This is a genomic window from Aquimarina penaris (assembly GCF_040786285.1).
Classification (GTDB): Bacteria; Bacteroidota; Bacteroidia; order Flavobacteriales; family Flavobacteriaceae; genus Aquimarina.
This window is the reverse complement of the sequence record NZ_JBFMKQ010000003.1, coordinates 184,396-199,114: the sequence shown is the minus strand read 5'-3', so window position 1 is coordinate 199,114 and position 14,719 is coordinate 184,396. Positions and strand designations below refer to the sequence as shown.

At 34.0% G+C, this 14,719-nt stretch carries 14 protein-coding genes; 10 read left to right on the top strand and 4 right to left on the bottom strand.

The annotated features are described in order from the left end of the window. Positions 1-85: 85 nt before the first annotated feature. The gene (locus ABW637_RS14700; RefSeq protein ID WP_367585470.1) at positions 86-2,584 is read left to right on the top strand and encodes a PIG-L family deacetylase; all 2,499 of its coding nucleotides are present in this window, start codon (positions 86-88) and stop codon (positions 2,582-2,584) included. A 174-nt stretch (positions 2,585-2,758) separates the two neighbouring features. Further along, a complete protein-coding gene (locus ABW637_RS14695; protein WP_367585469.1) occupies positions 2,759-4,444 on the top strand; it encodes a sodium:solute symporter family protein in 1,686 nt (561 codons plus the stop codon). Between the two features lie 11 nt (positions 4,445-4,455). Here the strand turns inward: ABW637_RS14695 and ABW637_RS14690 are convergent, their stop codons facing one another. After that, a complete protein-coding gene (locus tag ABW637_RS14690) occupies positions 4,456-4,791 on the bottom strand; it encodes a hypothetical protein (protein WP_367585468.1) in 336 nt (111 codons plus the stop codon). A 241-nt stretch (positions 4,792-5,032) separates the two neighbouring features. Between ABW637_RS14690 and ABW637_RS14685 the strand changes: the two genes are divergently transcribed. Continuing rightward, positions 5,033-6,013 carry a Gfo/Idh/MocA family protein gene (locus tag ABW637_RS14685; RefSeq protein WP_367585467.1) on the top strand — a complete coding sequence of 327 codons (981 nt, stop codon included), beginning with the start codon at positions 5,033-5,035 and terminating at the stop codon, positions 6,011-6,013. A 107-nt stretch (positions 6,014-6,120) separates the two neighbouring features. On the opposite strand, the gene ABW637_RS14680 is transcribed toward ABW637_RS14685, so the two are convergent. Then, positions 6,121-6,963 (bottom strand): DUF2911 domain-containing protein, encoded by an 843-nt coding sequence (locus tag ABW637_RS14680; RefSeq protein ID WP_367585466.1) that lies wholly within the window; start codon positions 6,961-6,963, stop codon positions 6,121-6,123. 117 nt (positions 6,964-7,080) lie between these two features. Between ABW637_RS14680 and ABW637_RS14675 the strand changes: the two genes are divergently transcribed. From ABW637_RS14675 to ABW637_RS14650, 6 genes are all read left to right on the top strand, one after another. After that, a complete protein-coding gene (locus tag ABW637_RS14675) occupies positions 7,081-7,740 on the top strand; it encodes an MIP/aquaporin family protein (RefSeq protein ID WP_367585465.1) in 660 nt (219 codons plus the stop codon). Positions 7,741-7,825: 85 nt separating this feature from the next. Next, positions 7,826-8,182 carry a P-loop NTPase family protein gene (locus ABW637_RS14670; protein WP_367585464.1) on the top strand — a complete coding sequence of 119 codons (357 nt, stop codon included), beginning with the start codon at positions 7,826-7,828 and terminating at the stop codon, positions 8,180-8,182. An 84-nt stretch (positions 8,183-8,266) separates the two neighbouring features. Next, the gene (locus tag ABW637_RS14665) at positions 8,267-8,761 is read left to right on the top strand and encodes an SRPBCC family protein (protein WP_367585463.1); all 495 of its coding nucleotides are present in this window, start codon (positions 8,267-8,269) and stop codon (positions 8,759-8,761) included. Between the two features lie 10 nt (positions 8,762-8,771). After that, entirely contained in the window at positions 8,772-9,470 is a 699-nt protein-coding gene (locus tag ABW637_RS14660) for an SDR family NAD(P)-dependent oxidoreductase (RefSeq protein WP_367585462.1), read from the top strand. Next, entirely contained in the window at positions 9,471-10,778 is a 1,308-nt protein-coding gene (locus ABW637_RS14655) for a cryptochrome/photolyase family protein (protein WP_367585461.1), read from the top strand. A gap of 94 nt (positions 10,779-10,872) precedes the next feature. Continuing rightward, a complete protein-coding gene (locus tag ABW637_RS14650; RefSeq protein WP_367585460.1) occupies positions 10,873-11,235 on the top strand; it encodes a SnoaL-like domain-containing protein in 363 nt (120 codons plus the stop codon). A 25-nt stretch (positions 11,236-11,260) separates the two neighbouring features. Here the strand turns inward: ABW637_RS14650 and ABW637_RS14645 are convergent, their stop codons facing one another. Both ABW637_RS14645 and ABW637_RS14640 read right to left on the bottom strand, forming a co-directional pair. Beyond that, positions 11,261-11,896 (bottom strand): porin family protein, encoded by a 636-nt coding sequence (locus tag ABW637_RS14645; RefSeq protein ID WP_367585459.1) that lies wholly within the window; start codon positions 11,894-11,896, stop codon positions 11,261-11,263. Positions 11,897-12,142: 246 nt separating this feature from the next. Beyond that, positions 12,143-13,027 (bottom strand): LysR family transcriptional regulator, encoded by an 885-nt coding sequence (locus ABW637_RS14640; protein WP_367585458.1) that lies wholly within the window; start codon positions 13,025-13,027, stop codon positions 12,143-12,145. Positions 13,028-13,111: 84 nt separating this feature from the next. On the opposite strand from ABW637_RS14640, the gene hutH reads away from it, so the two are divergent. Continuing rightward, a complete protein-coding gene (hutH, locus tag ABW637_RS14635; RefSeq protein ID WP_367585457.1) occupies positions 13,112-14,692 on the top strand; it encodes a histidine ammonia-lyase in 1,581 nt (526 codons plus the stop codon). The last annotated feature ends 27 nt before the right edge of the window (positions 14,693-14,719 follow it).

Sequence of the window (14,719 nt, the reverse complement as noted above, 5' to 3'; positions counted from 1 at the left end):
CTTGTTAAAGTATCCTTAAACAACTTTTCTGAGAATTTTATCTTTATATATTTGGTGCATTACTATTAAAATTGCAGCCACAATTATGCGAAAAACACTTCTTTTTGTCAGCCTTAGCGTGCTAATACCTTTTATGTCGAGGGCACAACAACCTAATAAACCAAATGCATCAGAGATTCATGAATCTATCAAAAAACTTAATTTTTTAGGTTCAGTTTTATACGTTGCCGCGCACCCAGATGACGAAAACACAAGGCTAATTTCATTCATGTCTAATCATGTAAAAGCAAGAACGGCATATCTATCGATGACTCGTGGAGATGGTGGACAAAACCTTGTAGGCCCAGAAATAAGAGAGCAATTAGGCGTTATACGAACCCAAGAATTATTAGCAGCAAGAAAAACTGATGGTGGAGAACAGCTATTTACACGCGCTAATGATTTTGGTTATTCTAAACATCCAGACGAAACACTTTCTATATGGAATAAAAAAGAAGTATTAAGTGATGTGGTTTGGGCTATTCGAAAATTTAGACCCGACGTTATTATAAATCGTTTTGATCATAGAACTCCGGGTAGTACCCATGGACATCATACTTCGTCTGCCATGCTAAGTGCAGAAGCTTTTGATCTTACTAACAATAAAGAAATCTACCCTGATCAACTTCAGTATACCAAAATCTGGCAACCAAAAAGATTATTTTTTAATACTTCTTGGTGGTTCTATGGTAGTAGAGAAAATTTCGAAAAAGCTGACAAATCCAAAATGTTAGAATTTGATACAGGAGTGTATTACCCGGCTCTTGGACTCTCGAATACAGAGATTGCATCATTAAGCCGAAGTCAACATAAATCTCAGGGGTTTGGTAGTACCGGAACCCGTGGTAAATTAAGCGAATATATCGAATTAATAAAGGGAGAATTACCCAAGGACAAAACTAATATTTTTGAAGGGATAGATACTTCCTGGAATCGTATCGAAGGAGGAAAAGCAATTGGAGACATCCTATATCAAGTAGAAAAAGATTTTGATTTTAGAAACCCTGCTTCTTCAATACCAAAGCTTATACAGGCATATCAGTTAATTCTACAAATAGAAGATCAACACTGGAAAACTATAAAATCTAAAGAAATTAAAGACATCATTGCTGGGGCTTCTGGACTTTATGTTGAAGCTGTAGCCGAAGAAGCTTATTCTACTAAAGGAAGTGAAATAAATTTAAAATTAGAGGTGATTAATAGAAGTACATCAAATATTATTTTAAAATCTATTACAATTGATGCCCTCAATGTAAATGATACTTCAGAAAAAGTTCTTACTTATAATATTAAAAATAATTTCGAATTTAAAGGAATGATTCCAAATGATTTTGACTATACAAATCCATATTGGTTAAATGAAAAAGGGACGTTAGGGATGTATCTGGTTAACGATCAAAAAATAATCGGTAAACCCGAAACCGATCATAAGATTAAGGCATTATTTAATCTGGAGATAGAAGGTGTTTCTGTTCCTTTTTCAAAAGAAATAGTATACAAAACTAATGACCCTGTAAAAGGCGAAGTGTATAAACCTTTTGAAGTTGTCCCTGTGATTTCTGCACATATTAAAGACAAAGTAGTTATTTATGCCAATGGACCATCAAAACAGATTCCTGTTATTCTAAAAGCAAGTAAATCCAATATAAAAGGCGCTATTTCCTTAGCACACCCGCAAGGTTGGAAAGTATCACCAGAGAAGATTGATTTCAGTTTAACACAGAAAGGAGAAGAAAAAACAATAACCTTCACTCTTACAGCGCCAGAAAATCAAAGCGAAGGTTATATTTCACCCTTGGTAGAAATCAATGGAGAGGTATTTTCTAAAGATGTAATCACTATAGATTACGACCATATCCCCTATCAAACTCTAGTAATCCCTTCAGAAACGAAAGTTGTGCGTTTGAATATCCAAAAGAAAGGTCAAAACATTGGATATATAGAAGGTGCCGGAGATGCTGTTCCAGAAAGTTTACAACAAATCGGTTATAATGTTACCACTATTGATCCCGAATCAATTTCGCCAGAGATACTAAAACCTTTCGATGCGATAGTGGTAGGAATTAGAGCGTATAATACTGTAGAACAATTAAAATTCAAGCAACAGTATTTATTAGATTATGTAAAATCCGGAGGGAATTTAATTATCCAATACAATACCAGCCACAGACTAAAGGTTAAAGAAAACCTAGGCCCGTATCCATTAAAACTATCCAGAGATCGAGTAACCGATGAGAATGCCGAGATAACTTTTTTAGCTCCCGATCATCAAGTTTTAAATTCTCCTAATAAAATCACCAAAGATGACTTTAAGGGATGGGTTCAGGAGCGTGGATTGTATTTCCCCAATGAATGGTCAAAAGAATATACGGCTATTCTGGCTTCAAATGATAAAGGAGAATCACAAAAGAAAGGACCTTTGTTAATTGCCAAACATGGAAAAGGATACTATATCTATACCGGACTTAGCTTTTTTAGAGAATTCCCGGCAGGTGTTCCTGGGGCATATCGTCTTTTTGCTAATATGTTATCTTTAGGAAAATAATCCGTAACGCATGAAAGAATCAAAAGAAAAATTCGTTTGGAAAAAATTGTACTCAGCGGTATTAGTTGCTAATGCACTGTACATTTTATTATTCTATTTGATAACAAATATGTATTCCTAATGATAGGATTATTCTCTTTTTAATTCGTTTATTAATTCATTGATTATAACTATATGCAAACCATAGATTGGATCGTACTCTCCGTAACTTTGTTATTTATTGTTTTATACGGAGCCTGGAAAACGAAGGGTAGTAAAAACGTACAAGAATATATCCGTGGAGGCAACGAAGCAAAGTGGTGGACCGTAGGGCTTTCGGTAATGGCAACCCAGGCCAGTGCGATCACATTTCTATCTACCCCAGGGCAGGCATTTCATAGCGGAATGGGTTTCGTACAATTTTACTTCGGGCTTCCGATTGCCATGGTGGTCATTTGTTTGGTTTTTATTCCATTATATCATAAACTTAATGTATATACAGCATATGAATACCTAGAAAGTAGATTTGATCAAAAAACACGTAGTCTTACTGCAATACTATTTTTAATACAACGAGGATTGGCAGCAGGAATTACCATTTTTGCTCCAGCAATTATACTATCTGCAGTTTTGGGATGGGATCTTACTATCCTAAATATCATCATAGGAATATTAGTTATAATTTACACAGTATCGGGCGGTACCAAAGCCGTAAATATTACTCAAAAACAACAAATGGCAGTCATCTTTACCGGGATGTTTATTGCATTTTTCTTAATCATAAGTTATCTCCCAGAAGGTATTACATTCTCTAAAGCATTAGATATAGCCGGTGCCAGTGGCAAAATGGAAGTACTTGATTTTTCATTTAACCTAGACAATCGCTATACATTCTGGAGTGGTATCATTGGCGGAAGTTTCTTAGCACTCTCTTATTTTGGCACAGACCAAAGCCAGGTACAACGATACTTATCGGGTAAATCTATTAAAGAAAGTCAATTGGGGTTACTTTTTAATGGATTACTCAAAGTACCCATGCAGTTTTTTATTTTATTGGTAGGTGTAATGGTTTTTGTGTTTTACCAGTTTAATCCTTCACCGCTTAATTTTAACCCTAAGGCAGCAGAGGTTATTCAGAACTCAGAATATGCCCAAGAATATAAAAATCTTGAACATAAACTTACTGAAGTTAATGAGCTTAAAGAAACATATATCCAAAAGTATATAACCGATAACAAAATCGAAGCTAATAAAGCTTCAATACAAGATCTTAATCTAGCAGATAAACAAGTTCGCGATGCCGCAAAAGCATTAATCAAAAAAGCAGACCAAGATGTAGAAACCAACGATAAAGATTATGTTTTTATACACTTTATTCTAAATAACTTACCCCGTGGATTGATCGGATTATTATTAGCAGTAATTTTATCTGCAGCCATGTCATCTACGGCTTCAGAATTAAATGCATTAGCTTCTACGACCACTATCGATTTATATAAACGAAACGTAAAAGAAGAAAAAACAGACAAGCATTATGTGAACGCTTCTAAATTCTTCACATTAACCTGGGGTGTTTTGGCAATTTTAGTTGCTTGTTTTGCTAATCTCTTTGATAATTTAATTCAGTTGGTCAACATCATCGGTTCTATCTTCTACGGAAATGTATTGGGTATATTCTTACTGGCTTTCTTTATAAAATTCGTGCACAGTAACGCCACTTTTATTGCAGCACTGATTACCCAGATAATTGTAATTATTGGTTGGTATTATGATTGGATGCCCTACTTATGGCTCAATTTATTTGGTTGTGTGTTGGTTATTGCCATAGCAATGATCATGCAATCATTAATTGGATCAAGCCCCAATCCATCGTCAGAATAATATAAAAAGTATTAGTGATGAATGACCGCTTCTGTTAAATACGAAGAGAGGGATTTTTGAAATTTATGATAGGTAATCATGATCGCATTAATCTCTTCTTTTACTTCTTTTGATGATTTTATTGAATTCTTAATTTTTTGTACAATATCATCAATGGTCTGCTTTAATAAACGCCCTTTAGTATTTAATTCTGTATATTGATCATACATTGCATAGGTGCAAGGTTCGCAACGATAAGAATTTAGTTTAGAGAGCATACTAGTAAGTTCATTATTCATAAGACTTAATCTCATAAAGTATGGTTGTCGTGTAGAAATTGCCGTTTTCGTTGAAGTTTTGTAATTCATGGTGGTGAGGTTCTAATTAGTGAGTAACTTAAATTTAACAAAACCTTCTTTAAAAACCTAGTTATAAACACCTTAGAGCATATTATTTACAATAATCTCAAAAATACTTAGAATTTCTAATAATACATCAAAAATTGAGGTAATCACAATGCTTAGAAATACTCTAAATCATGTTTTTTTGATAAACCGAAGTATTTCATTTTAATTATTTTTGAACTTAGTCCAATGTTATTTTAAATGAATGAATCGAAATAAACACATACGATGGGGAATTTTAGGTTGCGGTAAAATTGCTCATAAATTTGCCGAAGATCTGCAATCCATACCAAATGGAAATCTTTATGGTGTAGCAAGCAGAAATCTTAATAGAGCTCAAGAATTTGCAACAAAATCTAATGCCTTTAATTCTTATGGCGATTATGAATCACTATGTAAAGATCCAAATATTGATATCATCTATATAGCCACTCCACACGTTTTTCATTATGAAAATACACTTATGTGCCTTACTAATAAAAAGGCCGTATTATGTGAAAAACCATTCGCTATGAATTCGAGTCAGGTCCAAGAAATGATTACGGTTGCAAAACAAAATCAGGTTTTTCTAATGGAAGCCCTTTGGACCTATTTTTTACCTCATTACCAATATGTTTTACAGCTATTAGCATCTAAAGAATTTGGAAAAATTAAAAGCCTAAAAGCCGATTTCGGTTTTGCAACATCATTTGACCCCGAAGGACGAATATTTAATAAGAAGCTGGGTGGTGGCAGTCTACTCGATGTTGGTATATACCCGCTTTTTGCAGCTTTAAGTATTTTAGGGTATCCTGAAGAAATAGAAGCAAAAGCTACTTTTGGAAAAACAGGGGTTGACGAAACCTGTACAATGCAACTCTTATATAAAAATGGTGTCACTGCTTCATTATTTAGTGCTATCACTCAAAAAACGAATACCGAAGCGATCATAACCTTCGAAAATGGAACAATTATTATCAATAGTCGCTTTCATGAACCTTCTTCTGTTACACTTTTAAAGGATGGAAAATCAGAATTTTTAGAATTTGAAGTTAACACAAATGGGTATAGTTTTGAAGCTATTCATGCTCAGGAAATGTTATCACAAAATCATACAGAAAGCACTATAATGACTTTTGAAAAAAGCTTACAATTAATGCGTCTTTTGGATGCTGTTCGCAAAGAAATCGGATTGGATTATACTTAGAAAGTAAATTAAAGAGATCTTTTTTCTGGGTGATGAGGATTAGCTAAGAAAAAAAGCGTCCTGTAGATACAGAACGCTTTTCATGATTTGTGTGTGAAAAAGAGTGTTTATTTAGCTCCCCACTCTGCAAGGGAATCTTTATTCAATTTTACGTAATCAGCATTACCTGCCTTTTCTGCTAATTCTAACGAAGTTTTAGCTGCTTTTATTGCACCATCTTTATCCCCCTTTTTAGCATAAATTAATGACTGCTGTCTGTGATACCAAAAAGCAGGCTCTTTACGAAGAGAAATTGCTTTGTCGATATGTTCTTTAGCCTTATCAAAATTTTCGATATTTTTATAAAATACTGCTGCTTGGTAATGATCTCCAGCAGATGGTCCAGCCATCACTTTTTCGATACTTGCCATAGCAGTTTCTTTTGCAGGAACTTCAATTTTTACCGCTGCTTCTGTTTTAGCCCATAAAAAATTTAATAGAGCAGAATCCATTTTAAAATCGCTAAACACGATTGTAAAAGTCTCTATATTTACAGGAATTTCAGTCGGCTTTACAGAAACTTTAGCAGCAACTTTGGCATCATCCCATTCTCTAGGAGTACCCCAATTGTTAGCATCACTGTAAAAAATTACTTCCCAATTCTCTTTACCAGGCTTAGTAAAAATAGCATACGTACCTTTTTTCAGTTCTTTACCACCTACTTTTACATCATCACTAAAAGTAATCTGTGTGTTTTTATTAGCACCTGTTCTCCAAAGTTTATCAAAAGGTACCAAGTCTCCAAAAATAGTTCTTCCTCTCATACTAGGACGTGAGTATTCAACAGAAACATCTGTCAATCCAATAACCTGCTCAATTTTAGAAGATGGGCTAGGTTGTGGGGTTTTAACCTGAGCTTCTATCCCAAAAGATAACAAAGCCGCAGAAAGAAATAATACAATTTTTTTCATTGTGTAGAATTTAGTTTGTTTGATTATTAATAACGAAAATAAGGAATACACTTACATTAAGAGTTAACAAAAACTTAAAATAAGTAATAGTATATTTGTCGCCATATTAAGATGATCATGCAAAAATATATTTCAGAAAGTATTGGAACTTTTAGCTTAGTATTTTGCGGTACTGGTGCTATGACCATTAATGAAGTAACTGGTGGCGATGTCACGCATGTAGGAATTGCAATCACATGGGGGCTAATTGTTATGGCCATGATTTATGCTTTTGGAGAAATATCTGGTGCACATTTTAATCCAGCCGTTACCATTGCTTTTGCTTATGCTAAAAAATTTGAATGGAAAGAAGTTCCTAAATATATAATAGCCCAATGCATAGGTGCAATATTGGCAAGTAGTATTTTACTTTTTTTATTTCCTCAAAGTGAGTTTTTAGGTGGAACAATACCAACGGTTGATGATCTTAGAGCATTTATATTAGAAATATTACTTACCTATTTTCTTATGGTCGTTATCATAAATGTTTCTACCGGCTCTAAAGAAACAGGAACAATGGCCGGAATTGCAATAGGTGGTGTCGTATTATTAGAAGCCATGTTCGCAGGCCCCATTACTAGAGCATCTATGAACCCTGCTAGGTCTCTTGGTCCTGCCCTTTTATCAGGACATTGGGAACATCAATGGCTTTATTTTGTTGCTCCAATAATCGGAGCCTTATTAGCCGTGGTGACTTGTAAGTTAGTCAAACCAGATAACTGTTGTGATGATTGTTAGGACCTCTATTTCAATCTAGGGTATTAGGATTTGCATTATTCATTCTTTTTAACATATATTTATCGTATAATAAACATCCCCCATTATGGAGCATTTTTCTAACGAATTTTGCCAAATGCAGTTATATGACCAGTTCGTTATACTTACCCTAAACGAAAATGTAGATTTTAATCTGGATAAAGCATCGGTAATAAGAGACAAATTACGTAAACATTATAAGTCAGCAGATTTTTTAATGATTAGTCATCGTAAGTATACTATTCATGTCGCTCCAGACATATATAAGCAAGGGCAATTACCAAATATGAAAGGGCTTGCAATTGTCTCTAGTAATACTAAAGAAAGAGATAATGCAATTATTGAGCAACAATTATATGGCAAGTCATTCACTTTTTTCAATAACCTTGAAGATGCAAAGTCCTGGGCAGAATGCTATTTCTGACATGAAGAATTATTTTTTTGTTTAACATATTATAACTTTTAGTTAAACAAAATCGTTGTATTTTTACTTCAAATATTTCGAAGTATGAAAATCTATACGTTAAAGGCTAAACAAAACTTACCTATATCTGTCAATGAAGCTTGGGAATTTTTATCAGATCCAAGAAATTTAAAAATTATAACTCCTGATTATATGGGATTCGAAATCCTATCAGGTGCAGATCGTAAAATGTATCCTGGGCAAATTATACAATATATAGTTACTCCTGTTGCAGGAATAAAAAATAAATGGGTTACAGAGATTACTCACGTTAGAGATAAAGAATATTTTGTAGATGAGCAGCGTTTTGGGCCTTATGCATTATGGCACCACAAGCACTTTGTAAAGGAAATACCCGGAGGTGTAGAAATGGAAGATATTATCGATTATAAGGTGCCCTTTGGAATTTTAGGACAACTCATACATCCAATACTAGTAAAGCCAAAACTTAAGGAAATTTTCAAATACCGTGAAAAGAAACTTATAGAATTATTTGGAACATTAGACGCCCAAACAGCTAACCCCATTGTATTTGCATAAAAATTGAATAATGAGAAAGAATATTCTACTTATTGGAGGAAGCCATGGAATTGGTTTTGAAATAGCTCTGAAACTATATAATGAACACAACATTTTTATAGCCTCTCGAACTAATGAAAACCTTGGTAATTTAGAGGTAACTCATATTCCCTATGACGCCTCCAAAGACGAAATTGACATCACTACGCTACCCGATCGAATTGATGGATTTGTATATTGCCCAGGAAGCATTAACCTAAAACCCTTTAAAATGTTGGATCCAAAGGCTTTTGAAGAAGATATGCAGATTAATTTCATGTTTTTAATTAAAATTATACACCGTATACTACCCAACATAAAGAACTCTAATCAGGCAAGCTTAATTTTCTTTAGTACCGTTGCGGTAAAAGTTGGCATGCCTTTTCATACAAGTATTGCCGCTGCTAAAGGAGCAATCGAAGGTTTTGCAAAAGCACTTGCTGCCGAGTATGCTCCTCAATTTAGAGTCAATGTAATTGCTCCTTCTCTTACCGATACATCATTAGCGAAAAGGCTATTGGGTAATGACAAAAAAAAGGAATTAATGAATAATCGCCACCCAATGAAACGAGTTGGACAGGCAGAAGATATTGCAAATATCGCCAGTTTTTTATTAAGTGACAACAGTAGTTGGATTACGGGCCAGGTTATTGGTGTTGATGGCGGAATGTCTACGCTAAATATAAATTAAATGAATCAGAAAGTATCCATCTTTTGGTTTAGGAGAGATCTTAGACTTGATGATAATGTGGGGTTATTAAATGCACTTAAAGGGAAGCATCCTGTACTTCTAGTTTTTATTTTTGATAAAAATATTTTAGATGTTCTTCCAAAAAATGATGCAAGAGTCACATTTATTTTTGAAACTTTACAAAAAATCTGTCAAGAGCTTCAGGGAAAATACAACAGCTCCTTAGCACAATTTTACGGAAGACCAGAATCAGTTTTTCAAAATCTAATTTCCGAATATGATATACAAAAAGTGTATACTAATCATGATTATGAGCCTTATGCACAAGATCGTGATACTAAAATTGGAGCACTTTTAAACAAAAACGAAATTGAATTCTGTTCCTTTAAAGACCAAGTAATTTTTGAAAAAAATGAAATCGTAAAAGCAGATGGTAAGCCATATGTTGTGTACACTCCCTATAAAAACAAATGGAAAGAAGCCTTCAATAGTTCAAAAATTGAAATACATGACACGAGGCAGTATCTAAAAAATTTAATTAAAAACACAGAACTCCCAAAAACGTCCCTTGATGAACTAGGGTTTATCATGTCTTCAATTAAAGTTCCTAGTTATGATGCATCCACATCTCTAATTCAAAATTATGAAGCAACCAGAAACTTTCCTGCCATAGAAAAAAGCACATCAAGACTAGGTCCGCACTTGCGTTTTGGAACTGTAGGAATAAGAGGTATGGTTCAAAAAGCCATTGCCCAGGATAACGAAGTTTTCTGGTCAGAATTAATCTGGAGAGAATTTTTTATGCAAATACTTTGGCATTTCCCGCATACCCGAAATAAATCTTTTAGACCAAAATACGATAGGATAGACTGGCGTAACAATGAAACAGAATTTGGAAAATGGAAAAATGGTGAAACTGGGTATCCTATAGTAGATGCAGGAATGCGCCAACTTAATCAAACCGGATATATGCATAATAGGGTAAGAATGATTGTTGCCAGTTTTCTTTGCAAACACTTACTAATAGATTGGCGTTGGGGTGAAGCCTATTTCGCCGAAAAACTATTGGATTATGACATGTCTGCCAATGTAGGCAATTGGCAATGGGCTTCAGGTTCTGGTGTAGACGCTGCTCCATATTTTAGGATATTTAACCCAACTACTCAGATTGCAAAGTTTGATAAAAAATTAGAATATATCAATACCTGGGTAAAAGATATAAACGAACTCACTTATCCTTTGCCAATTGTAGATCATAAAATAGCACGTGAACGATGTTTAAAAATCTATAAAGAAGCCGTTAACTAAGAAAAATATAACATTTTTTTAGAGTAATTGGAGCAAAGTTTTTTGTAATTTATATGCATCTTTTTGTATTACAAACCTTTAAAACTTAAAACCAATGAACACGCAACAAGTAGCAGATCGTTTGGTAGAACTTTGCCGTATCGGTGAAAATATGCAAGCCATAAATGAACTATATGATCAAAATATTGTAAGTAAGGAAATGCCTGGTGTACCAAATTCAACAGTATCTGGCAAAGATGCCGTAACCAAAAAAAGCGAAGATTGGTATGCTACCGTAGAAGAATTTCATGGAGGAGAAATTTCGGATCCTATAGTTGCAGAAGGCCACTTTAGTTGTACAATGAAAATGGATTGTACTTTTAAAGGTCAAGGTCGAATGCAAATAGAAGAGCTTGCCGTGTATCAGGTAAACAATGGTAAAATAACCGAAGAACAGTTTTTCTATACCATGCCATAATAGCACATATTTAAAAACGCTTTATTTAAAACTTAACTCCAACTGATAGTTGAAAGACAGAATTTTGTTGATTAAGATCGTTATTATTGATGCCTTCAATGTCTGTAATATCAGCTAAGCCTATAGTATAACGTGCTTGAAAAAAAGCACCCATTTCAAACTGATACCCCAATCCTATATTTGCAGCATAATCAATTTCAGAATAAAATTCTTTAACATCAATATCTGACTTCTCTACGGCACCGTTTAAATTATTTTTTAACTGTCGTACGGCTGAAGCCAAGTATCCTACCTGCGGACCTACTTCAATACTAAACCCAGGAACTACATAGAATGGGTAATACTTAAGCATTACCGGTAGATAAATATAATCTAATTTCAGTATTTCTTTTTCAAAATTTGGTTCTTCGCTATCGTATTTCACCCCTTGAAAAGAGTATAATAATTCTGGTTGCAGAGCTAAATATTCATTAATAGGAACTTCTGCAGCTAAACCCACATGAACAATTGTTCTTGGGTTAAATCGTTTAGCATCATCACCAACAATATCTGCAACATTAATCCCGAATTTAAAGCCCATTTCAAAAGACTCTACTTGAGCATTAACCTTATTAGAAAACAAAGAAAGAACTAAAACAATAAAAAGAAGTTTTTTAATCATAACTTAAAAATTTGGAGCAAAATTATTATATAAACGAAAAAAAATACGTAAAATTTCTTCTGTCCTAATGTAATTAGCATTTCTACATTCATTCATCTACTTCATACTAACTCATACCTCAAACATTAGCGTATTAATTTGTCTTCAACGTCAATTAATACATTAAAGGAAATTAAAAACAAAAAATCAAAAGTAAAGAACACTATCCAGAAATAAAAAAATATAATCACACTGGCAATAAATCCATTACACTTCTAACAAGTTTTTAATCTGTTGTAGGGCGGGATTACGATTATTTTCTTTCCAAATTACCGATAGTTTTGCTTTTTGAGGTATTCTAGGGATTTCTAAAAATTTAACTCCGAGATCAAATCCATATTGTAATGATGTCGGAACAATTGCCACCCCTAATCCACTCTCCACCAATTTATAAATGGTTTGAGCATGAACAGATTTGTGAGATACCTTAGGCGTAAAACCTTTATCTTCACATATACTCATGATCTTATCGTAGTACAGCGAACTATAATCAGATGAAAATAACACAAAATTTTCCTTAGATACCTGATCAATTTTTTTAAATGTATCAACAGTAAGATGATGGTTCTCTGGCAAAACCAGAGAAAAAGTATCGATATATACCGTTTTCATTTCTAAACCATTAGGAACTCTAGAAAGTCTTACAAATCCAAGATCCAGTTGATCTTTTTCTATGGCATCAACTTGTAGGTGATTCGACATTTCCTCGAGACTAAACTGTATCCCAGGAAATTCTTTATTTGATTTAATCAACAACTCAGGAATAACAGTTTGCATAGCAGACCCTAAAAATCCTATACGTATTTCTCCCTCTTTTCCTTCATTAATTAAACGAGTCTGTTTAATAGAAAAATCAATATGGTTAAAGATATAATGCAATTCTTTCTTTAAATAAAGCCCGGCAGGAGTCAAATTCACATTTCTTTTATTTCTAACAAATAATGGAGCTCCAATAATCTCTTCCATTTGTTTAATCTGTCGACTCAAACCTGGCTGAGAAATAAACAACCTATCCGCTGCTTTTCTAAAATGTAACTCTTCGGCAACTGCCAAAAAATAGGTAAAGTGTCTAAGCTCTAACTGATAACCCATAGTTATTAATTATTGATTAAATAAGTATTTTGAATTATTAAAAGTATAGATTAATTTAGTATCTACAAATTTGAAGCATAGATAATGTCAGATACATCACATCATTTTTCATACGGGGAGCACTACCTAACTTCTGGAATAGCTATACAAATAGCACAGGGAGAAACCAAAGGAGTCATTTCTGAGTCCACCCGAGAGAAGATTCAAGGGAGTAGACAAGTTGTAGACAATATAGTCGAGAAAGGCCATCCGGTTTATGGGATTAATACTGGGTTTGGACCTCTTTGTACCACAAAAATTTCTAAAGAAGCAACAAAAGTTTTACAAAGTAATATTTTGCAAAGCCATAGTGTTGGCGTAGGAGACCCGATTGATTCTCAGATTGCCAAATTGATGATGATACTTAAGGTACAATCATTATCCAAAGGTTATTCTGGAATTGCAATAAAAACCATAGAAAGAATATTATGGCATATAGATAATAATGCCATTCCTGTTGTACCAAGCCAGGGGTCTGTAGGAGCTTCTGGAGATTTAGCCCCTTTATCCCATCTATTTTTACCGCTAATTGGATTAGGAAAAGTTGAGTATCAACAAAAAATAATCACTACAAAAGATTTGTTCGAGCTAACGGGATTAGCACCTCTTGATTTAGAACCAAAAGAAGGACTTGCCTTAATAAACGGCACACAATTTATTGCTGCTCATGCAGTACAGGTGGTGGCAAAACTTCATAATTGTCTTTCGCAGGCAGATATTATTGGAGCCATGATGATCGAAGGTTTACAAGGTTCTGTAAAACCTTTTTATAAAGAACTACATCAACTACGCCCTTTTAAAGGAAATATTCATACCGCCCACAGAGTAAAATCTCTGCTAAAAGGATCTGAAATCATGGAAGATCATATCGATTGTGATCGAGTTCAAGATCCATATTCTCTTCGTTGTATTCCCCAAGTTCATGGGGCATCAAGAAATGCATGGTTGCATTTAAAAGAACTACTCGAGGTAGAACTAAATTCTGTTACAGACAACCCCATTATCATAGATGAGAACCTAACCATTAGCGGTGGTAGTTTTCATGGGCAACCTTTGGCAATGGCCTTGGATTATGCTTGCTTAGCTGCTTCAGAGCTTGGTAACATTTCAGATCGAAGAATATATCTGGCTTTAGAAGGAAACTCCCCCGGGGTACCCAAATTATTAATGGAAGATACCGGAATCAATTCTGGCTATATGATTCTTCAATACACAACGGCGGCATTAGCTAGCGAGAATAAAGGATTATGTTTTCCTTCGAGTGCAGATAGTATTCCAACATCCTTAGGTCAAGAAGATCATGTTAGCATGGGATCTATAGGTGGTAGAAAAGCATTAAGAGTTATTCATAATGTTGAAAAAATTCTGGCCATCGAACTTTTAACCGCTGCTCAGGCTTTCGAATTTAGAAAACCCCTAAAATCGGGGATAATCCTTGATGAAATTCATAAAAAGATAAGAACCAAAGTCTCTTTTGCCGATAAAGACCGAGTATTTTCTGATGATATCGAAAAAGGAATTGAAATGATTAAAAATAAAACGATAATTAATATTGCTAATCAAGTATCTAAAAAGGAAAAATTATCATTAGAGACTGAATTTTCTGATGAATTTGAGGTATATTAATTAGATGATTATTTATTGGAGAAACAG